At 67.8% G+C, this 19,465-nt stretch carries 19 protein-coding genes and 2 pseudogenes; 10 read left to right on the forward strand and 11 right to left on the reverse strand.

What is annotated here, in order from left to right; translation table 11 throughout:
- Positions 1-173: 173 nt before the first annotated feature.
- The 7 genes and pseudogenes from aroQ (at position 174) to HHL28_RS07540 (ending at position 5,159) form a co-directional block, all read left to right on the forward strand.
- Positions 174-583, forward strand: a pseudogene (gene aroQ, locus HHL28_RS07510) (type II 3-dehydroquinate dehydratase).
- Between the two features lie 35 nt (positions 584-618).
- Positions 619-1,086: an acetyl-CoA carboxylase biotin carboxyl carrier protein gene (gene accB / locus HHL28_RS07515; RefSeq protein ID WP_075769185.1), complete on the forward strand. Its 468-nt coding sequence runs from the start codon at positions 619-621 to the stop codon at positions 1,084-1,086.
- 17 nt (positions 1,087-1,103) lie between these two features.
- A complete protein-coding gene (gene accC / locus HHL28_RS07520; RefSeq protein ID WP_075769184.1) occupies positions 1,104-2,450 on the forward strand; it encodes an acetyl-CoA carboxylase biotin carboxylase subunit in 1,347 nt (448 codons plus the stop codon).
- A 495-nt stretch (positions 2,451-2,945) separates the two neighbouring features.
- Positions 2,946-3,779: a DUF2339 domain-containing protein gene (locus HHL28_RS07525; protein WP_169654929.1), complete on the forward strand. Its 834-nt coding sequence runs from the start codon at positions 2,946-2,948 to the stop codon at positions 3,777-3,779.
- A complete protein-coding gene (locus tag HHL28_RS07530) occupies positions 3,704-4,462 on the forward strand; it encodes a DUF2339 domain-containing protein (protein ID WP_169654931.1) in 759 nt (252 codons plus the stop codon). The genes HHL28_RS07525 and HHL28_RS07530 overlap by 76 nt, the downstream gene beginning before the upstream one ends.
- A complete protein-coding gene (locus tag HHL28_RS07535) occupies positions 4,417-4,701 on the forward strand; it encodes a hypothetical protein (protein ID WP_169654933.1) in 285 nt (94 codons plus the stop codon). Before HHL28_RS07530 ends, HHL28_RS07535 begins: the two co-directional genes overlap by 46 nt.
- Positions 4,695-5,159, forward strand: a complete 465-nt coding sequence (locus tag HHL28_RS07540; RefSeq protein ID WP_169654935.1) for a DUF2339 domain-containing protein — start codon at positions 4,695-4,697, stop codon at positions 5,157-5,159. Before HHL28_RS07535 ends, HHL28_RS07540 begins: the two co-directional genes overlap by 7 nt.
- Before the next feature lie 25 nt (positions 5,160-5,184).
- On the opposite strand, the gene HHL28_RS07545 is transcribed toward HHL28_RS07540, so the two are convergent.
- Positions 5,185-7,131 carry a methyl-accepting chemotaxis protein gene (locus HHL28_RS07545; RefSeq protein WP_075768993.1) on the reverse strand — a complete coding sequence of 649 codons (1,947 nt, stop codon included), beginning with the start codon at positions 7,129-7,131 and terminating at the stop codon, positions 5,185-5,187.
- Between the two features lie 291 nt (positions 7,132-7,422).
- Between HHL28_RS07545 and aat the strand changes: the two genes are divergently transcribed.
- Positions 7,423-8,076 (forward strand): leucyl/phenylalanyl-tRNA--protein transferase, encoded by a 654-nt coding sequence (gene aat, locus HHL28_RS07550; RefSeq protein WP_075768992.1) that lies wholly within the window; start codon positions 7,423-7,425, stop codon positions 8,074-8,076.
- On the opposite strand, the gene HHL28_RS07555 is transcribed toward aat, so the two are convergent.
- The 5 genes from HHL28_RS07555 to HHL28_RS07575 form a co-directional block, all read right to left on the reverse strand.
- Positions 8,010-8,498 (reverse strand): DUF2155 domain-containing protein, encoded by a 489-nt coding sequence (locus HHL28_RS07555; RefSeq protein WP_083698807.1) that lies wholly within the window; start codon positions 8,496-8,498, stop codon positions 8,010-8,012. The two genes, aat and HHL28_RS07555, sit on opposite strands and share 67 nt — an antisense overlap.
- 193 nt (positions 8,499-8,691) lie before the next feature.
- Positions 8,692-9,453, reverse strand: a complete 762-nt coding sequence (locus tag HHL28_RS07560) for a class I SAM-dependent methyltransferase (protein ID WP_075768990.1) — start codon at positions 9,451-9,453, stop codon at positions 8,692-8,694.
- 1 nt (position 9,454) lies between these two features.
- Positions 9,455-10,003, reverse strand: coding sequence for an outer membrane lipid asymmetry maintenance protein MlaD (mlaD, locus tag HHL28_RS07565; protein WP_075768989.1), 549 nt, complete (start codon positions 10,001-10,003; stop codon positions 9,455-9,457).
- Between the two features lie 88 nt (positions 10,004-10,091).
- Positions 10,092-10,481, reverse strand: coding sequence for an NADH:ubiquinone oxidoreductase subunit NDUFA12 (locus HHL28_RS07570; protein WP_075768988.1), 390 nt, complete (start codon positions 10,479-10,481; stop codon positions 10,092-10,094).
- Positions 10,482-10,650: 169 nt separating this feature from the next.
- On the reverse strand, positions 10,651-11,688 hold the full coding sequence (locus HHL28_RS07575; protein ID WP_404326758.1) for a lysylphosphatidylglycerol synthase domain-containing protein: 1,038 nt from the start codon (positions 11,686-11,688) through the stop codon (positions 10,651-10,653).
- Positions 11,689-12,037: 349 nt separating this feature from the next.
- On the opposite strand from HHL28_RS07575, the pseudogene HHL28_RS07580 reads away from it, so the two are divergent.
- Positions 12,038-15,830, forward strand: a pseudogene (locus tag HHL28_RS07580) (vitamin B12-dependent ribonucleotide reductase).
- A 115-nt stretch (positions 15,831-15,945) separates the two neighbouring features.
- Here HHL28_RS07580 and HHL28_RS07585 read toward each other — a convergent pair.
- The 5 genes from HHL28_RS07585 to HHL28_RS07605 form a co-directional block, all read right to left on the reverse strand.
- Positions 15,946-16,458 (reverse strand): hypothetical protein, encoded by a 513-nt coding sequence (locus tag HHL28_RS07585; RefSeq protein ID WP_169654937.1) that lies wholly within the window; start codon positions 16,456-16,458, stop codon positions 15,946-15,948.
- 159 nt (positions 16,459-16,617) lie between these two features.
- Complete coding sequence (locus HHL28_RS07590) at positions 16,618-17,451, reverse strand: hypothetical protein (protein ID WP_169654939.1); 834 nt, start codon at positions 17,449-17,451, stop codon at positions 16,618-16,620.
- A gap of 174 nt (positions 17,452-17,625) precedes the next feature.
- Positions 17,626-17,922, reverse strand: coding sequence for a hypothetical protein (locus HHL28_RS07595; RefSeq protein WP_169654941.1), 297 nt, complete (start codon positions 17,920-17,922; stop codon positions 17,626-17,628).
- On the reverse strand, positions 17,919-18,308 hold the full coding sequence (locus HHL28_RS07600) for a hypothetical protein (RefSeq protein WP_169654943.1): 390 nt from the start codon (positions 18,306-18,308) through the stop codon (positions 17,919-17,921). The genes HHL28_RS07595 and HHL28_RS07600 overlap by 4 nt, the downstream gene beginning before the upstream one ends.
- 215 nt (positions 18,309-18,523) lie before the next feature.
- Complete coding sequence (locus HHL28_RS07605) at positions 18,524-18,820, reverse strand: helix-turn-helix domain-containing protein (protein WP_169654945.1); 297 nt, start codon at positions 18,818-18,820, stop codon at positions 18,524-18,526.
- Between the two features lie 171 nt (positions 18,821-18,991).
- On the opposite strand from HHL28_RS07605, the gene HHL28_RS07610 reads away from it, so the two are divergent.
- Positions 18,992-19,246, forward strand: coding sequence for a hypothetical protein (locus HHL28_RS07610; protein ID WP_075768982.1), 255 nt, complete (start codon positions 18,992-18,994; stop codon positions 19,244-19,246).
- Positions 19,247-19,465 lie beyond the last annotated feature (219 nt).

Below are 19,465 nucleotides of genomic sequence, written 5' to 3' on the forward strand. Positions count from 1 at the left end.
CCTTCCCGTCCCGCGAAGGTCACCGGCGTCTGCGGGGCGGACGGCTGCCGTTCACGCGCCTTGCCCCGCGGGGCCGCGTGCTATAAAGCCGCCGCCTGTCGTGACACCTCCAGGGTACCGATCCCGTGGCGATCCAGCCGTCCGTGCTCCTCCTCAATGGGCCGAACCTCAACATGCTCGGCACGCGGGAGCCCCATGTCTATGGCGGGAAACGCTGGACGACGTGGAGGCCCTCTGCCGGGTGGAGGCTTCCCGCCTCGGCCTGGACCTGGATTTCCGGCAGTCGAACCATGAGGGGGAGCTGGTCACCTGGATCCAGGAGGCGCGCGGCGAGCACGACGCCATCATCCTGAACGCCGGTGCCTATACCCATACCTCCATCGCCATCCTCGACGCCCTCGCGGCCGTCGACCTCCCGGTCGTCGAGGTGCATCTGAGCAACATCTTCCGTCGTGAGCCGTTCCGGCACCATTCCTACGTGTCGACGATCGCGAAGGGGGTCATATGCGGCTTCGGTTCGCATGGCTACGTCCTGGCGTTGCAGGCGGTGTCCCGCCTGATCGACGCCCAGGCCCAGCCGTGAGCGATTCCGGGCCTGAGAAGAAGGTTGAGAAGACCATGTCGAGCTTCGATCTGGATGCCGAGTTCGTCCGCACCATGGCCAAGCTGCTGCAGGACAGCGGCCTGACCGAAATGGAGTATTCGGAGGGTGAGCGCCGCATCCGCCTGACCCGCGCCGTGCCCCAGGCCCCCACCCTCGCCTACGCGCCCATGCCGGCCGCCATGCCCGCGGCGGCCCAGGCGCCTGCCGCCGCGACCCCGGCCGCCCCCGCCGGCAACCCGGCCCAGCACCCGGGCGCGGTGAAGTCCCCCATGGTCGGCACCGCCTACCTGGCGCCGGAGCCCGGCGCCGCCCCCTTCGTGAAGGCGGGTGACACGGTGAAGGCCGGCCAGACGATCCTGATCATCGAGGCCATGAAGGTGATGAACCCGATCAAGGCCCCGCGTTCCGGCACCGTCACCGACCTGCTGGTGAAGGACGCCCAGCCGGTCGAGTATGGCGAAGCCCTGCTGGTCATCGAGTGATGGCGATGCAGGACGGGCTGTTCGAGAAGGTCCTCATCGCCAACCGCGGTGAGATCGCGCTGCGCATCCACCGCGCCTGCCGGGAGATGGGCATCAAGACCGTGGCGGTGCACTCCACCGCCGACGCCGACGCCATGCATGTGCGCCTCGCGGATGAGAGCGTGTGCATCGGCCCGCCGGCCGCGAAGGAAAGCTACCTGAACATCCCGGCGATCCTGTCGGCCGCCACCATCACGGGTGCGGACGCCATCCATCCCGGCATCGGCTTCATGGCCGAGAACGCCCAGTTCGCCGAGATGGTGATCGAGCACGGCTTCGCCTGGATCGGCCCGACGCCGGAGCATATCCGCATCATGGGCGACAAGGTCACCGCCAAGAAGACGGTGATCGGCCTGGGCCTGCCCTGCGTCCCCGGCTCCGACGGCCCGGTGGAGAGCTTCGAGGTCGCCGCGTCCGTGGCGGACAGCATCGGCTACCCCGTCCTGATCAAGGCCGCGGCCGGCGGCGGCGGCAAGGGCATGAAGGTGGCCTGGGACCGCGACCAGCTGCGGGAGGCCTACCAGCTCGCCCGGGGCGAGGCGCGCGCCGCCTTCGGCAACGACGAGGTCTACCTCGAGAAGTACCTGGCCAACCCGCGCCACATCGAGATCCAGCTGCTGGGCGACCACCACGGCAACGTGGTGCATTTCGGGGAGCGTGACTGCTCCATCCAGCGCCGCCACCAGAAGGTGGTGGAGGAGGCGCCCAGCCCCGCCCTCAACGCCGAGGAGCGGGAGAAGGTGGGCAGCCTGGCCGCCCGCACCGCCAAGCTGCTGGGCTACCGCGGCGCCGGCACGATGGAGTTCCTGTACGAGAACGGCCAGTTCTACTTCATCGAGATGAACACCCGCCTCCAGATCGAGCACACGATCACGGAGATGATCACCGGCGTGGACCTGGTGCGGGAGCAGATCAAGGTCGCCACCGGGGCGCCCCTGGGCATCACCCAGGCGGACGTGCGCTTCAACGGCCACTCCATCGAGTGCCGGATCAACGCCGAGCACCCGGAGAGCTTCATGCCCTCCCCCGGCCAGATCAAGCAGTACCACGCCCCGGGCGGCCTGGGCGTGCGGGTGGACTCGGCCCTCTATGTGGGCTACCGGGTGCCGCCGCACTATGACAGCATGATCGCCAAGCTGATCGTGCACGGCAACAGCCGCAACGAATGCCTGATGCGCCTGCGCCGCGCCCTGGAGGAGTTCGTGATCGAGGGCGTGGACACCTCCATCCCCCTCCACATGAAGATCATCGCCGAGCCGGACTTCATCAACGGCCAGTACGACATCAAGTGGATGGAAGAATGGATGAAGCGGCGGTCCTCCTGACCGTCCCTTCCCAGCCAGCGACCGGGGCCCGGCGGCGACGCCGGGCCCTTCTCGTTTCCGCCCACGCAGCGTCTTGAACGTCGTTCACCCCGCATGTACCGTCCCCGCGTTACCCCACCCCGCGCTTTCCGGAGTGCGCGTCGTGTCGGATGATCTCTGGATGCTGGACCTCCTCCTCCTGATCGGCGCGATCCTCGGCGCCCTCGCCTTCCGGGCCAACCGGCGGCTGGAGCGCGACGTGGCCGCCTTGCGGCAGGAGGTGGCCCGGCTCCAGGCCGTGATCGGTGGAGAGCCGCCGCCCCAGCCCATGCCGGAGGCCACCCCGGCAGCCGCCGGCTCCTGGCCCCGCAGTCCCGCCGCCATCCGCGCTGGGATATCCCCGATGAGGAGGCGCAGGAGCACGCGCCGGCCACGCCGGTCCTGCCACCCGTCGCCGCCCGCGAGCAAGCCGAGGACGGCGCCTCCCTGGAGCAGGCCTTTGCCTCCCGCTGGCTGGTGTGGCTGGGCGGGCTGACCCTGGCGCTGGGGGGCGTCTTCCTCGCCCGCTACGCCATCGAGCAAGGCCTGCTCGGCCCCGCCGCCCGGATGACCCTGGCGGTGCTGCTGGGCCTCGCCCTTGTCCTGGGTGGGGAGTGGCTGCGGCGCCGGCCCCTGGCCCGCGACCTGGGCCGCATCCGCGGCGACCAGGTGCCGTCGGCGCTGGTGGCGGCGGGCCTGTCCATCGCCTCTGCCGCCATCTACGCCTCCTTCGCCCTCCATGACCTGCTGGGCCCCGCCACGACCTTCGTCGCCCTGGCGGCCTTCTGTCTTGCGGCACAGGGCCTGGCCCTGCGGCACGGTGCCCTGGTCGCGTTGCTGGGGCTGGCGGGAGGCCTGGCCTTCCCCGCCCTGATCCCGTCCGACACGCCGTCCGCCTGGACCCTTCTGGCCTGGCTGCTGCTCCTCACCATCGCGACCCTGGCGGCAGCCCGCCGCCTCGGCACCCCCTGGCTGGCGCTGCCCGTCCTGGCTGGGCACGCAGTCTGGACGGTAGGGCTGCTGCACCTGTTCCCACGGGGAGCGGCCGACTGGGCAGCGCTCCTCTACGTGCTGGCGGTGCCCCCGCTGGTGACCTGGGCAACCCTAGGGAATCGGGCCAAGCGCCGCCTCGCCGCCGGCATGGCAGAGGCGTCCGGCTGGCTTGCCACCGTCCTCGCCGTGGTGCTGGCGGGGTGTCGGACTGGTCCGCCGCCGGCTGGGCCGCGACGATCCTGGTGGGTTTGCTCCTCCTCGCCCTCGCGGCCACCGAACCCCGACGCTGGCGCCTGTCCCTGGCGGCGGGGCTGCTGACCCTGGTGAGTGTCGGCCTCTACCAAGCCGTCCCCACCGGCCCCACCCCCGGCACCCGGCTGCTTGTCGCCGGCGGATTCGGCATCGCCTATCTGGCGTTGGGCACGCTGGCCCTCCTCCGCCACCGCCGGCCCGCCCGCGCCTGGGCACTGCTGTCCGGCCTTGTCCCCCTGGGCCTCGCCGCCACCGCTTACGCCCGGTGGGAGGGGGAGGTCACAGGCTGGGCCTGGCTCCCGCCCCTGCTCCTGCTCACCGCGGCCCTGGCCTCGCTCGCCCTTTTCACCCTGCGCCGAGGCTGGCGTCCCGCGGCGGAGGCCCATGCCGCCACTGCCCTGGCCGCCGCCGCCCTCACCTTGGTCACCCAGCTCGACCAGGCCCCACTGACCGTCGCCCTGTCCCTGCTTGCCCCGCTGGCGGCCCTGGCGAGCCGCCGGACGGGCCTCACCTGGCCGGCCTGGGGCAGCAACGCCGTGGCCGCCATCGTCCTGTCCCGCCTGCTGCTTAACCAGGACGTACTGGACTACCCGGTCTGGACGCCGTTCCCCTGGGTGCTCTGGGGCTATGGCATCCCGGCCCTGGCCTTCTGGTGGGCAGCCCGGCAGTTGTCGCCGACAGCCCGGCGCGGGCCGCCTTGCAGGTGGGCAGCCTCGTCCTCGCCGTCGTGCTGCCCGCCTTGGCCGTGAAGGCCTGGACCGACGGCAGCCTGCGCGGCAAGAGTTGGGACCTGCTGGAACTGTCCCTGCGCAGCCTCGCCTGGCTCGCCACCGCCGCGGGCCTGGCGGGCCGGCGCCACCTGCCCACGGTGCTCCTGTGGGGAAGCCGTGCCCTGCTCGTCCTCGCCGGCCTGCATGTCCTGGTCCTGCAACTCCTGGTCCAGAACCCGCTCTGGACGGGGAGGATGTGGGTCCCTGGCCCGTGCTGAACCTGGTCCTGCTGGCCTACCTGGCCCCCGTTCCCCTGCTGCTCCTGGGCGCCCGGCTCTGGCCGGCGGGGGGCCGCGCCCGCACCCTGGCTGCCGCGGCCGCGCTGCTTCTGGCCTTCGCCGGCCTGTCGCTGGAAGTCCGCCAGGCCTTCCAAGGCCGGTACCTCTATGTCGGCAACGGCATCGGCGACGGGGAGCTTTACGCCTACTCCGTCCTCTGGCTGCTCTTCGCCCTGGGCCTGCTGGCGGCAGGTATCCGCCTGCGGCTCTCCGCCGCCCGCTACGCGGCCTTGGCCGTGCTGATGCTCACCGTGGCCAAGGTCTTCCTCCTGGACATGGCGGACCTGGAAGGCCTGCTGCGCATCCTGTCCTTCTTCGGCCTGGGCGCCAGCCTGATCGGCATCGGCTGGCTCTACCAGCGCTTCGTCCAGCCGCCGCGGCCCGCAGCGGCCTCTTGAGCACAAGCGGCGTGGAACAAGGATATCAGGCCGCCCGGCTCCCCTCCAGGATGGCCACCAGCCGTTCCCGCAGGCTGGCCACCTGGGCGGTCACCGCCGCCGCCTTGCGGTCCAGGTCGTCGGCCAAGGTGCGGGCGGCGCCCGCGTCCTCCGCCACGGTGCGGATCCTGTCCGACACCTCGATGGTGCCTGCGGCAGCGCTGGCGGCACTGGCGCTGATGCCCTCGGTGGCGCTGCCCTGCTCGGTCACGGCACTGGCAATGCTGCCGGCGATGTGGTCCACCCGCCCGATCACGTCGAAAAGCTGGGCGATGTCGCGGATGGCCCGGTCGGTGGTCTGGCGCACGGCGGCGATCCGGGTGGCGATCTCCTCCGTCGCCTTGGCCGTCTGGGTGGAAAGGCTTTTCACCTCGCTCGCCACGACCGCGAAGCCCTTGCCCGCCTCCCCGGCCCGTGCCGCCTCGATGGTGGCGTTCAGGGCCAGCAGGTTCGTCTGGCCGGAGATGTCGCCGATCAGCTCCGCCGTCCGGCCGATGGTCCGGGCCGCCTCGGCCAGCTCCGCCAGGATGGCCCGCGTCTTCTCCCCCTTGGCCACCGCCTCATGGGTGATGCCGGCCACGCTTTCCACCTGACGCCCGATCTCGCGGGAGCTGGCGGCCAGTTCCTCCGTCGCCGCGGCGACGGCCTGCACGTTCCCGGTGGCATCCTCCGCCGCACCGGCAACGCCGCGGCTCTGCTCCCCCGTGCGCTGGGCCGCCTCGTTCATCCGCTGGGCCAGGCCGGCGATGGCCCCCGCCTCCGCCAGCACCGCCTCCACCGTACCGGCCACCTCGCGCTCGATGGCAGCGGACAAGCCGCTGAACCGGTCGGCGAACTCCTGCCGGTGCAGCCGCTCCCGCTCCCGCTCCTCCACCTTCAGCCGCTCCACCTCCTCGGCATTGCGGCGGAACACGTCGATGCCCCTGGCCATGTCGCCGATCTCATCCTGGCGGCCGATGCCGGGGATCAGGGACAGTCGCCCGCCCCCGGCCAGCACCTCCATGGCCCCCTCGATCTCCACCAGCGGCCGGGTGATGGAGCGGACCAGCAGCAGGGACAGGCCGCAGAACAGGGCCACCAGCACCCCGGCCACCGCCAGGGTCACCCGCTGCGTCCCCGCCCGGATCGCCTCCTCCTCCGCCTTGGCGGCGTCCAGCCCCTGGCGGGTGAAGGTGAACAGCCCATCCACCAGCGGCCGCACCGCCCCGAACGCTCCCTGGAAGGCCTTCAGCTCAGCCTGCTGCTTCTCCGTCGCCTCGGCGAAGGCAACCATGTCCTGCCTGTAGGCCGTCACCAGCGTGTTCAAGGTGGCCTTTGTCGCCTCGTCCAACTTTGAAACCGGCAGGTTGAAGCCAAACTCGTTATAGGCCTTGCGGTGGAGCCCCAGGAACGACGGGTCGCCGGACATCAGGAAGCTCTTCTCCGCCCCCCGCATCTCGCCCATCCCGATCAGCAGGATGGCCGCCATGTCCGCGGGCCATTTCTTCAGCTCCTCCTGCACCGCGCCAGAGGATTTCAGCATCCGGCCCCGCAGCCCGTCGGTGTCGCTGAAGCCCACCACCCGGGTCTGCTCATACAACCTGTCGAACAACTCCGCCGCCTCGGCCAGCCGGGCCGCCACCCCGTCCAGCGTCTCCCGCGCCGGGGCGGCCGCCGGGTCCTGCCGCACGGCCTCCAGGGACCGGGTCGCCTGCGCCATTGTCTGCCGGAACGCCTCCCCCGCGCCCGGGTCGCGGTCGCGCAGGAAGCCGGCCACCACGGCCTGCAAGGCCATGGCGTTGCGGTCCAGGGTCGCCGCCGACTCCGCCAGGGCGGAAAGCCCGGTCATCCGTCCCGTCGCGGCCTGCCGCTTGGCGTCACCGACCAGGAAAAGGCCGCTGGTCAGCAGGACGGTCAGCAGCGCCGCCCCCACCAGCGCCCCGATGCGGGTCACGATCGAAAGCCGCGCCAGCCATCCGCCCTCATCAGGCGTTACATCCCTGACATCAGCCCCGGGAGAGAGCATCAATGCGGTCATGGCGATGGTTCCTGTCTCCGGCGGGCCCGGTCCGGGCCAAGCGCGTACGGCCACGCCGCCATCGGAACCCGGGGCGCGGTACCCCCATCGATCTAGGGGGCGAGTGCGACAGTTCCGTCACCGACGCTTGAACTTTCCGTGACCGGTTGCCGGGGCTCAGGTTTTGCTAGGAATAAGGCCCAGTGCCGCCGTGGATGCCACGTCCCCATGAACACGCTCACGCCCGACCTGCTATTGCGCGCCTATGCGGTCGGGGTCTTCCCGATGGCAGAGAGTGCCACGTCGGATGAGCTGCTGTGGTTCGACCCGCCCTGGCGGGGCGTGCTGCCCCTGGACCGGTTCCACGTGCCCAAGCGCCTGCGCCGCACCATCCGCCAGGGCACCTATGAGGTGCGGGTGGACACGGCTTTCCGTGACGTGATGCTGGCCTGTGCCGAGCCTGCCCCGGGGCGGGAGAATACCTGGATCAACCAGGGCATCCTGGATGCCTATTGCCTGCTCCAGACCATGGGCCACGCCCATTCGGTGGAAAGCTGGCAGGACGGGAAGCTGGTGGGCGGCCTCTATGGCGTGTCCCTGGGCGGCGCCTTCTTCGGGGAAAGCATGTTCTCCCGTGCCGATGACGCCAGCAAGGTGGCCCTGGTCCATCTGGTGGCCCGGCTGAAGGCCGGCGGCTTCACCCTGCTGGACACCCAGTTCGTGACCAAGCACCTGTCCCAGTTCGGGGCGGAGGACATCCCCCGCCACCGCTACCGCAGGCAGTTGGCCGACGCGCTCAAGCGCGAGGGCCGCTTTCAGTTGGACGTGCCGGAGGACGCCTTGGTGTCCGGGTTCCTGCAATCCTTGACCCAGACGTCATAGACCGGGTGCTCCATCGCCGACAGGGCGGGGCTGCTGGCGAACATCCAGCCGTCGAACACGGGCACCACGCCCTCATCCGGCTTCTGCTCCTGCACCTGCAGGAAGGCGGCGGATTCCGGCGGCTCGATGGGCGGGGCCTTCTTGCAGGCCTTCACCAGGATGGTCAGCTTCCCGAAGGTCGCCGCCTCCCCCACCTTCGCCGTGAAGGTGTTGGTCCGGGCCGTCACCTTGTCCAACCCCTGCAACACCACCACCGGCATGTCCTCGAAGCTGCGCGCCGGCGGCGGCGGCGGGGCCGGCCGGTCCACCGCGGTCGAGGCCGGCGGGGCGGCGGGCGTGGTCTGGGCCTGAGCGGGGTGCGCGAGAAGCGCGGAGACCAGGGCGGCCACACCGGCCCGGGTGCCGCACCGACCAACTGCCATCGCCATCATCCGTGCCATCTGCCTCACATCCCTTTTCCGTCATCCCGCGGAAGCGGGACCCAGGATCACGATCACCACGGTATGGTTCATGCCCGCCACGCCGGAGGGCAAGGCGCACTGCCACCCTGGGTTCCCGCTTTCGCGGGAATGACGGGTTGGAGCGACCCGATGTTTGTCCGCAGAGATGGCAACTCTATGGCCGCACCGCCCGGAACCGCAGCCGGACATAGTCCAATACCGCAGTCCCGTCCGGCCCGGTCAGGCCCGGCTCGATGGCCGCCGCCACCTCGTCCAGGTAAGGGCCCCGCTCGGCCTTGGGCAGCAGGGCGGTGAAGCTGCCGCCGAAGGTTTCCAGCCAGGCGCGCACCCCGGCAGGCACGGGCGTGGGGCGCGGGAACAGCAGCATCTGCTCCACCCGGAACCCGGCCTCCTCCAGGCGGCAGGAATATTCGCCGATGCTGGGGAAGACCCAGGGGTCGGCCGCGGCGCCGTCCAGCCCGCGGCGGTCCAGCGCCTCTATCAGGGCCCGTTGGGCGCTGCGGACGTTGCCGGCCCCGCCCATCTCCGCCACGAAGCGGCCTCCCGGCTTCAGCGACTGGAACACGCCGGCCGCCACTGCCTCCACGTCGGTCATCCAGTGCAGGGCCGCGTTGCTGAACACCGCGTCGAACTCGTCGCGGAACGGCAGGGACTGGCCGTCCACCACCCTGGCGTCCAGCCCGCGGGCACGGCAGGCTTCCACCATGCTGGCGGAGCCATCCACCGCGAGGACGCTGGCGCCGGTGGCCGCGATGGCCGCCGTCAGCTCCCCGTCACCGGCACCAAGGTCCAGGATCCGCTCACCCGGCTTCGGGTCCAGCCAGCCCAGCAGGTCGCGGGCCATGTCGGCCACGAACCGGTAGTCCCGGCCATAGCCGCCAGCGTCCCAGACCTGGCCATCCCCGCCGGGCGCCATGTCACTGCCCCCCGAGCAGGCCGCCCGGAGATCCCTGGGTGGGGGGTGCCGCCCCCTGCTGCCCGCCGGCCGGCGGCGCCGCGTCGCCACCCTGCCCACCGCCGCCGCCGCCACTGGCGCTGAAGATGAAGCGGCCCAGCAGCTCTTCCAGGTTCACCGCGCTCTGGGTGTACTCGATCCGCTCGCCGGCCTTCAGCATCTCCTCCTCGCCCCCGGGCTGGAGCTGCAGGTAGCGCCCGCCCAACAGGCTCTCGCTGGCGATGGCGGCAGAGGTGTCGCGCGGCAATTGCACGGTGGGGTCGATCTCCATGGACACCACGGCCTGGAAGGACTTGGGGTCCAGGGTCTGCCCGGTGACCGTGCCGACCTTCACGCCGCTGATCCGCACGTCGGACCCGGCCGACAGGCCGCTCGTGCTGCTGAACCGGGCCTCCAGCGTATAGCCGCGCACCGGCCGCAGGTCGGCGGAGGTGTAGGCGAAGAACAGGAAGAAGCCGGCCACGACCAGCACGACGGCGCCGAGCACGGTCTCGATCACGTTCCTGCGCATGGGAAGGTCCGTTCAGTTCCGGAAAAATGGGGCACCCACGGCGCGGGTGCCCCTGGTCGAACACATCTCAGGGCCGATCGGCCAACGCTCAGGACGGCGTCCAGGGCTCATAGTCGCCCGTGGCGCGGGCCCGCTCACCCCCCTCGAACAGGTGGCCCGGCGGCCGGTAGGCCTGCAGGGTGCCCGTCGGGTTGGGCAGGTGCTCCTTCTGCCACGGCTTGTGGAACGGGCTGTTCTCGCCCAGCGGCTCCTTCACCGTGTGGTGCAGCCAGCCATGCCACTCCGGCGGGACCTTCGACGCCTCGGGCTCGCCATTGTACAGGACCCAGCGCCGTTCCCGCATGCCGGCACGGGCCTTCTTCTCCCGGTAGTACCGGTTGCCGGCCTTGTCCGTGCCCACCAGCACGCCCAGGCGCCAGGTCAGGAGGTTGATATGGATGTTGGCCATCCAGGTGACGAAGGAGACACGGTTCTTCATGGCCGTCCGTTCTGGGCCCAAGGGGACAAGGACCCGTTGCCGGGTCCCCGGGGGTAAGCTCTTCCCGTGAACATGCGTTCACGCCGGGCGGTACGCAAGCCCCGCCCGGACGCGCGGACTATGGCACCGCGTCGCGGCATCGTCCACTGTCCCGCACGGATGGGCAGCCCTACCGCCGCTTCGCCAGCATCCGCTTCCCGTGCGCCTTGGCCTCCCAGGCCAGCATCAGCAGGCCCGCCACCGCCAGGGGCAGCACATAATACACGGCGCGGAAGGCCAGCAGGGCGCCCAGCACGGCGCCGGCGGAGGCCCCCTGGACCGACAGGCCCAGCAGCATGATGGACTCGAACACGCCCAGGCCGCCGGGCACGTGGCTGACCATGCTGACCACCAGGGCCGCGCTGAACACGCCCAGGAAGCCGCCGAAGCTCACCTCATGGTCAGGCGGCATCAGCACCCAGAGGGCCGCCGCCGCCAGCACGATCTCCACCGACGCGATGACGATCTGGCTGATGACCACCTTGCTGGACGGGGTGGAGAAGCTCCAGCGCCACAGCTTCACCGGCTTGTGGGTGACGCCGGCGATGACGCACAACGCCAGCAGGAAGGCCAAGCTCGCCCCGGCGATGAGCTGCACCGCCAGGTCGGGGATGCTCAGGATGGTGGCCACCGGGTGCGGCCCCACCAGCATGCCGATCGCCCCGGTGAAGGTGACGCCCAGGGTGAAGGTGGTGGTGCTGAACACCAGCACCTTCGCCACGTCCGCCGCCCGCAGCCCCGCCACCGAATAGACCCGGTACCGCACCCCGGCGCCGGAGATCACGGCCCAGCCCACATTGTTGCTGATGGCATAGCCGGCGAAGCTGGCCAGCGCGGTGGTGCTGTAGGGCACCCTGATCTTCAGGAAGCGCAGGGCCGACACGTCATAGAGCGTCAGCACCAGGTACCCGGCGGCGGTCATGGCCACCGCCTCCAGCACCGCCTGCATGGGCAGGCCGGTCAGGTAGGCCCAGACCTCCGCGAAGTCCACCTTCTCCATCACGTGGTGCACGGCCACGCCCAGCAGCGCCACGATGAAGACCACGGTGGCGATGCCGGTCCAGGTCTTCATCCGGGCCGACGGCCCACTGCCGCTGCCGGCCGCCCCGGCGATTCCGGAGTCGGGGGTATCCTCAAGCTCGGTCTGCCCGCTTGGCAGGGGGTGCACGGATGAGTCCATCAAGTCTTGGCCAAAAAGGGGGCAGGTCGCAGGCCCGCGCACCCTGCCACCGAACCGGGTGCTTGCAAAGCCCCCCTGCGGCAGCCTGTCCGCAGGATGCCACGGGCCGGGCCGGCCAGCCCCCACAACCCCAGCCGGGCGCGCGGGTTCCGAGCAGCCGCTCATTGTCCCGACCACCCACCAGACCCGGTATGTCGATCGGCCAGGGCCCCAAAATGTGGTTGAAGGGGCGAGACGTCGTGGCCTAGCCTCCTGTTAGCTACAGCATCTTGGGGAGGGGTGCTGCTGACGGGCCTCGTCGCGCCCCCTCCCCCGTCACAGGCACAGGGGACAGGAAATGCGGGTCGAGCGCCGTTTCACCACCGAGGGCCAGGACGCGTACGCGGGCATCCCGTTCCGCACCGCCACCAGCGAGATCCGGAACCCCGACGGCTCCGTGGTCTTCCAGGCCAAGGACATCGAGGTCCCCGCCGACTGGTCCCAGGTGGCCTGCGATATCCTGGCCCAGAAGTACTTCCGCAAGGCCGGCATCCCCACCGCGCTGAAGCCCGTGGAGGAGCACGACGTCCCCTCCTTCCTCTGGCGCAAGGCCCCCGCCAGCGCCGACACGCCCACATCGGGGGAAACCAGCGCCCGCCAGGTCTTCGACCGCCTGGCCGGCACCTGGGCCTATTGGGGCTGGAAGGGCGGCTATTTCGACACGGAGGCGGACGCGTCGGCCTTCCATGATGAGCTGCGGCACATGCTGGCCCGCCAGATGGCGGCCCCCAACTCCCCCCAATGGTTCAACACCGGCATCCACTGGGCCTATGGCATCGACGGCCCCAGCCAGGGCCATTTCTACGTGGACTTCCGCACCGGCCAGCTCACCCGCTCCGAGTCGGCCTATGAGCACCCGCAGCCCCATGCCTGCTTCATCCAGTCCGTCGCCGACGACCTGGTGAATGAGGGCGGGATCATGGACCTCTGGGTCCGGGAGGCCCGCCTCTTCAAGTACGGCTCCGGCACCGGCACCAACTTCTCCCGCCTCCGCGGGGAGAATGAGCGGCTCAGCGGCGGCGGCAAGTCCTCCGGCCTCATGTCCTTCCTGAAGATCGGCGATCGCGCGGCCGGCGCCATCAAGTCCGGCGGCACCACCCGGCGTGCCGCCAAGATGGTGACCGTCGACCTGGACCACCCCGACATCGAGGCCTACATCGACTGGAAGGTGACGGAGGAGCAGAAGGTCGCCGCCCTCGTCACCGGCTCCAAGACGGTGCGCAAGCACCTCAACACCATCATCGCCGCCTGCAATGAGGGCTTCGGGCCGGAGGCGGACCGCCTCGACCCGCAGAAGAACCGCGCCCTGAAGCGCGCCATCCTCGCCGCCCGCAAGGCCCTGGTGCCGGAGAACTATGTCCAGCGCGCCATCCAGCTCGCCGGCCAGGGCTACGCGGAGTTCGACCTCAAGACCTTCGACACCGACTGGGATTCTGAGGCCTACCTGACCGTCTCCGGCCAGAACTCCAACAACTCCGTCCGCGTGCCCGACGCCTTCCTGAAGGCGGTGGAGGAGGATGGGGAGTGGACGCTGACCCGCCGCACCGACGGCAAGCCGCACAAAACCCTCAAGGCCCGCGCCCTCTGGGACAAGATCGCCTATGCGGCCTGGCAGTCCGCCGACCCCGGCGTGCAGTTCGACACCACCATCAACGACTGGCACACCTGCCCCGCCGCCGGCCGGATCAACGCCTCGAACCCCTGTTCCGAGTACATGTTCCTGGACGACACGGCCTGCAACCTGGCGTCCCTGAACCTGATGGAGTTCCGCCGCCCCGGCGACGGCAGCTTCGACGTCGAGGCGTTCGAGCATGCCTGCCGGCTCTGGACCGTGGTGCTGGAGATCAGCGTCCTCATGGCCCAGTTCCCCAGCCGGGAAATCGCGCAGCTTTCCTATGAGTACCGGACCCTCGGCCTGGGCTACGCCAACATCGGCGGCCTGCTGATGGCCGCCGGCATCCCCTATGACAGCGATGAGGGCCGCGCCCTGTGCGGCGCCATCACCGCCGTCATGACCGGTGTGGCCTATGCCACGTCAGCGGAGATGGCGGAGGAGCTGGGCCCCTTCCCCGGCTATGTCCCCAACAAGGACGCCATGCTGCGGGTGATCCGCAACCACCGCCGCGCCGCCCATGGCGCGGCAAGTGGCTATGAGGCCCTGTCCGTCACCCCCGTCCCCCTGGACGCCGCCCAGTGCCCCGACCCGGCCCTGGTGGATGCCGCCCGCCGCGCCTGGGACCGCGCCCTGGACCTGGGCCAGAAGCACGGCTACCGCAACGCCCAGGCCACGGTCATCGCCCCCACCGGCACCATCGGCCTGGTGATGGACTGCGACACCACGGGCATCGAGCCGGACTTCGCCCTGGTGAAGTTCAAGAAGCTGGCCGGCGGCGGCTATTTCAAGATCATCAACCGCGTGGTGCCGGAGGCGCTGGCCAAGCTCGGCTACACGCCGGAGCAGGTGGCCCGGATCGAGCGCTATGCCGTCGGCCACGGCACCCTGTCCGGCGCCCCGGGCGTGAACCATGACCGGCTGCGCGCCAAGGGCTTCGGCGATGCCCAGCTCGCCAAGCTGGAGGAAGGGCTGAAGTCCGCCTTCGACATCAAGTTCGCCTTCAACAAATGGTCGTTGGGGAGGATTTCTGCACCGGCACCCTGGGCATCCCCGCCAGCAGCCTGGATGATTTCAGCTTCGACATGCTGGCCTTCCTGGGCTTCACCAAAGCCGACATCGACGCCGCCAACACCTATGTCTGCGGCGCCATGACCCTGGAGGGCGCGCCGGGCCTGAAGGTGGAGCACCTGCCCGTCTTCGACTGCGCCTCCCCTTGCGGCCGCATCGGCACCCGGTACCTCAGCGCCGAGGCCCATATCCGCATGATGGCGGCGGCCCAGCCCTTCATCTCCGGCGCCATCTCCAAGACCATCAACATGCCCAACCACGCCAGCGTGGAGGCCTGCAAGGACGCCTACCTCCTGTCCTGGCGCCTGGGCATCAAGGCCAACGCCCTCTACCGCGACGGCTCCAAGCTCTCCCAGCCCCTGAACGCGAGCGTGCTGGAGGAGGATGAGGAGGATTTGTCCGAGGAGGAGCAGACCACGCTCGAGCGCATCCTGGAGGCCCCCGCCGCCGTCCGCACCGTGCAGGTGACCGAGCGCGTGGTGGAGCGGGTGGTGGAGAAGATCGTCCGCGCCAGCGAGCGGGAAAAGCTGCCCCACCGGCGCAAGGGCTACACCCAGAAGGCCATGGTGGGCGGGCACAAGGTCTATCTCCGCACCGGGGAGTACCAGGACGGCCGCCTGGGCGAGATCTTCATCGACATGCACAAGGAAGGCGCTGCCTTCCGCAGCCTGATGAACAACTTCGCCATCGCCATCAGCCTCGGCCTACAATACGGCGTGCCGCTGGAAGAGTATGTGGAGGCCTTCACCTTCACCCGGTTCGAGCCCAGCGGCATGGTCCAGGGCAACGACGCCATCAAGATGTCCACCAGCATCCTGGACTACGTGTTCCGGGAGCTGGCCATCTCCTACCTCGGCCGCAACGACCTGGCCCACGCCACGCCGGAGGACCTGCTGCCCGACACCATGGGCCGCGGCGACGCCCAGGCCGACCTGGCCGAGCCCGCCCACGACCATGCCCACCACCACGCGCACCACGCCCACGTGACGCCGGAGACCCTGGCCCGCATCGCCAGCACCGGCTACGTCCGCTCCAACCTCCGCGTCCTCCCCGGCGGCCAGTCCAAGACCGCCGTCACCGCCTACGCCAGCTACGCCGCCACCGGCACCGATGGCCCCACCGCCTTCGCCGGCCCCCATGCCCCCTCTCCCCACCGGGGTGACGGAGCCCCCCATTCCCCCTCTCCCCCCGGGGAGAGGATTGGGGTGAGGGGGTCCCCGGAGCAGGCCACACCCACCGGGGAGAGGGGGTGTCTCCCCAAGCCCGACATGCCTCCGACCGCATCCGCGAAGCCCGCGCCAAGGGCTACGAGGGCGACCCCTGCCCCGAGTGCCAGAACATGACCCTGGTCCGCAACGGCACCTGCCTGAAGTGCGACACCTGCGGCGGAACGACGGGGTGCAGCTGAGGCAACGGTTTGCTAAACTGCTATGGGATTGAGGAACCGTCGGTCGGGTTAGGCGCCGAAAGGCGCCGTAACCCGACTTTTTAAATACAAATGAGTTAAAATCTTGCAGGCCATTCTAATCTTTAGATGCCGGCAGCACTTGGCGCGGTTTGCTCTTTTGATTGGCGGCGTCTTTTTCCAATATTTGTTCCTGTAGACTCGCAATATATGTCAGCATCTGACGTTTCTCGACATCTAATTCTTCAGTTTCGACCAAATTTTGCTTGCGCATTTGAGTAATTACAAATTGTATAGTTGCCACCAGTCCGACCACTTGCCAGCTTGTGCGAACTGCAATGCATCCGAAAAAGGTACAAACCAAGATAGTTACGTCGGCGATCAAACTCTGCGACCAGGTAGGCACTGCTTTTCCTGACGGAGGATCAAAATAACCAGTGGCAAGAGCCGCCCAAGATAAGGTAGCGATTAGAAAGATCAATATTGCATATTGGAAAGGGAATACATAGTTTTCCAAGCCATCAGGGTTTAATTCTGATAGAGCTACAACTTCTTTCGATAGAATTAATGCTTGGGTGTTTGCGCTCCAAGAGATCGTTAACCCGATGAATATAGCAGAAAGCGGGAGCACTACCGCCTTCGCTACGTCACTTGGTGAAGCGGTTATGACCAGTGGGAAACATACGCTAATTCCCAGGTCTAAGTATATCCAAGGACTAAACGCGCGCAGGAACTGGGATAGTTATATCCACGACCCAATAGCCACCGCCAGAAGTTAGGCGGGAACTGCCTATCTACCGTTCTTAGAGCCATATCGGGTGTCTTCATAGGCTTTGTTGATCCTACGTGCAATCTGATGTTTCTGTTCTGCAACCTCTTCTTCAGTCGCCCTTACAAGAACTGGATTTTTACTTAATGACTTTTTGTGCTTTCTCTTGCTTCCAACTTCTCGATATACAGCGCCTGCATCTTGGCCCGAAGCAGCAGCTTCTCGTGTCAACCCCACTGCAAAATCGTTTTTCAAGCCAACACCGTCCACCACAGCCGTGGTCGTATCGCCTCTCATTGCTTTGGTTAAATGCTTCAACGGGTTAGTAAAGTCTGACATGTCAATAATGTTCGGCTTCCGAACTGTAAAGTAGAACTTGTGTATTTCGACATTCTGGCTCAGGCGCTCGATCAATCCCTGCGGATCTCTCATCGGCTCAAGATAGAACTGCACACCGAATTTCTCAACAACCGGCGAAAGCAATAAGACTGCAGTTAATTGACGAGCAATCCCGTTGGCGCTTTCGGCAACCCTACTCTTCCGAGCAATGGCACAAACCTCTGTCTCATAGTCCAGGAATATCTCGGTAAATGGCGTGGCTTCATCGTCATATTCAGAAAAAACACCATCTTTATATTTAGGAACCTTAATGTGGGATTTCTTGCCGAATTTAAAGAAACACATCGAGTCAAAAAGGCTTTCGTAGTTACCTATTAACCAAGTTTTCGTCTTTAACTGCCTTTCAGGCTTGGACTCAACCATTTCGCGGAGTATATCCTGGGGTCTCGGCGTTTTATCGAACATGTCGGTTTGCGTTGGAAAAATCTGAAAACGATACAGATGAAATTCACGCATCGTCTACGCTCCTAGTTCATCACCTCCAAGGTGTTACCCATTATGGTAGTTTCTGTCAATCCCGAGCAGTTAGTGATCAGGGAGTGCGCGCCATACTCTTCAACTCTTTAGTATGCAGCATTGACTCGGATTTGAGTGAAGGTTCAATGGAAAGGTATGTGTAGCGCCAACGGCTCAATGCCGCGGCACCTTCGCCCGCACAGTGTCGTAATCATCATGCGGGCCAACATGGAAAAGCTCACTTACCTTCCCGTCCATCTCCTTGACCAGCACATAGAAGACCCGCCAGCCGCTGTTCACCCGGAACGCCCAGCAATCCAGGCCTTGTTTGTACTCCACCCGCAGCGCGTTCTCGTTGCTGCGGTTGATGAAGTGCTGGACGGCCGTATCTACGGCAGCCTGTTGCGATGGGGTCAGCTTCTTGCGGGCGTGGAGGAAGGACGGACGGAACCGCACACGCCGCGGAGTCATTCGGCCGCTTGATCCCGCAGATAGCGGATCGCGGCATCCGCATCATCAAACACCGGCCCGGGGGCCTGCTGGGCATTCATCCGGTCGGCATGGACCTTGACCACACGCAGACGCGCATCCCGCAGGGCCCGCAGGGCTGCCAGCCCCTGCCCCTCGGCCTGCTCCACCAGTGCCGTGGCAACGCCGGCTGCTTCCGCCCGCTGGACTGCCTGCCGCACCCGCGCGTGCAACTCCTGCTCCAGCCCCAACAGGGCGTCGGCGTCTTGGTCTAGGTCGTCAAGGGTGCGGCCCGGGGTGCCCAGAGCTTCCGCCACCGCCTCCCGCGCCAGCCGTTCCACCGCCCGCCTGAACTCCCCCAGGGCAGCCACCAACTCCTGTCCAGGCATGGCATCCCCCACGCTCGAAGGCACGAGCGCTTGGATCGGCCCCTTGAGGGCTTGGATATGCTGGGCAAGGGTCATGACAAGAGCATGGGCACACACCCGCACCGTGTCAACGCAGGTCAGATGACCCCCGTAGGTCGGATTTGGAGCCGCGAGGCTCCGTAATCCGACGCCGACGGCGCCTGCCGTCGGATTACGCGGCAAGCCGCTAATCCGACCTACGAGCGGAACGCCACTACGCAGCCCACCTGCCCCCGCACCAGCTCCAGCGCCTTGTCGTCCAACTGGCGGCAGAGGTCCTGAATTTCCCGTTCCAGCCGGCGGCGGGGGGTGTCGTCGGGGTCGTCGATGTAGGCGATCAGGTCGTGCACCGGCATGGCGAAGGCGGTGGCCAGGCTCTCCAGCGTCTTCATGCTGGGGCGGTTCTCGCCGCGCTCCAGGGCGGAAATGGTTTCGGGGGCCAGCTCCGAGCGGCCGGCAAGCTCCTCCTGCGTCAGGCGTCGGGCCTTCCGCAACTCCCGAATCCGCACTCCGCGTCTGGTTTGCTCATCCATAATCCGGAGTTTCCTCCGGGTTCTCGGGCTTGACCACGAGACGGTTCCCGGTTTTCATGTCTCTCAAATCGGGAAGAAACACGGGTCATATTACCCACCCCAACACAGGATCGGCAAGCGCGGAGGGGGCACATGCGTCTGGTGGAGGGGGTGCGGGCGCTGGCGAAGGTGCTGGTGGTGGCCGGGGGGACGGTGCTGTTGGTGGCGCTGCCCTGGGCGCACGGGATGAACCCGGACCGGGGCTTCATCCTCTCCCTGCTGCGCGCGCCCTTCGGCCCGCCGGACGGGGCGCCCTGGTTCTTCTTCCCCCAGCTCTGGACGGCGGCCGTCCCCGCCATGGCCCTGGGCGTGCTGCTGCTGTGGCTGCTGCCGCGGCGGGGGTCGTGACGGCTCTTTCGACGATGGTCGCGAGGCGGGTCGCTCGTTTCGGAACGCAGAGGACGCAGAGGGCCGCAGAGGACAGGGAGGTCTTCTTGATCCTGGGGACCGGGTGACGTGGGGGGCCGTCGCTGAAGGCCACCCATCGCATGAGAATGCTTGCGCCTGCGGCGCGACAGCCTCCCCGGACGTGCCCGATGGCAACGGGGCACGGCCCCTCTGTGTCCT

Origin of the sequence: Aerophototrophica crusticola, assembly GCF_012913305.1 — a bacterium.
In the GTDB taxonomy this organism is placed as follows: Bacteria; Pseudomonadota; Alphaproteobacteria; order Azospirillales; family Azospirillaceae; genus Niveispirillum; species Niveispirillum crusticola.

Excerpts from the sequence above, each read along its gene's own strand:
- accB (WP_075769185.1), top strand. The coding sequence starts at position 619 with ATGTCGAGCTTCGATCTGGATGCCGAGTTCGTCCGCACCATGGCCAAG.
- aat (WP_075768992.1), top strand. The coding sequence starts at position 7,423 with ATGAACACGCTCACGCCCGACCTGCTATTGCGCGCCTATGCGGTCGGG.
- HHL28_RS07555 (WP_083698807.1), bottom strand. The coding sequence starts at position 8,498 with ATGGCAGTTGGTCGGTGCGGCACCCGGGCCGGTGTGGCCGCCCTGGTC.
- HHL28_RS07560 (WP_075768990.1), bottom strand. The coding sequence starts at position 9,453 with ATGGCGCCCGGCGGGGATGGCCAGGTCTGGGACGCTGGCGGCTATGGC.
- mlaD (WP_075768989.1), bottom strand. The coding sequence starts at position 10,003 with ATGCGCAGGAACGTGATCGAGACCGTGCTCGGCGCCGTCGTGCTGGTC.
- HHL28_RS07570 (WP_075768988.1), bottom strand. The coding sequence starts at position 10,481 with ATGAAGAACCGTGTCTCCTTCGTCACCTGGATGGCCAACATCCATATC.
- HHL28_RS07590 (WP_169654939.1), bottom strand. The coding sequence starts at position 17,451 with ATGCGTGAATTTCATCTGTATCGTTTTCAGATTTTTCCAACGCAAACC.
- HHL28_RS07595 (WP_169654941.1), bottom strand. The coding sequence starts at position 17,922 with ATGACTCCGCGGCGTGTGCGGTTCCGTCCGTCCTTCCTCCACGCCCGC.
- HHL28_RS07600 (WP_169654943.1), bottom strand. The coding sequence starts at position 18,308 with ATGCCTGGACAGGAGTTGGTGGCTGCCCTGGGGGAGTTCAGGCGGGCG.
- HHL28_RS07610 (WP_075768982.1), top strand. The coding sequence starts at position 18,992 with ATGCGTCTGGTGGAGGGGGTGCGGGCGCTGGCGAAGGTGCTGGTGGTG.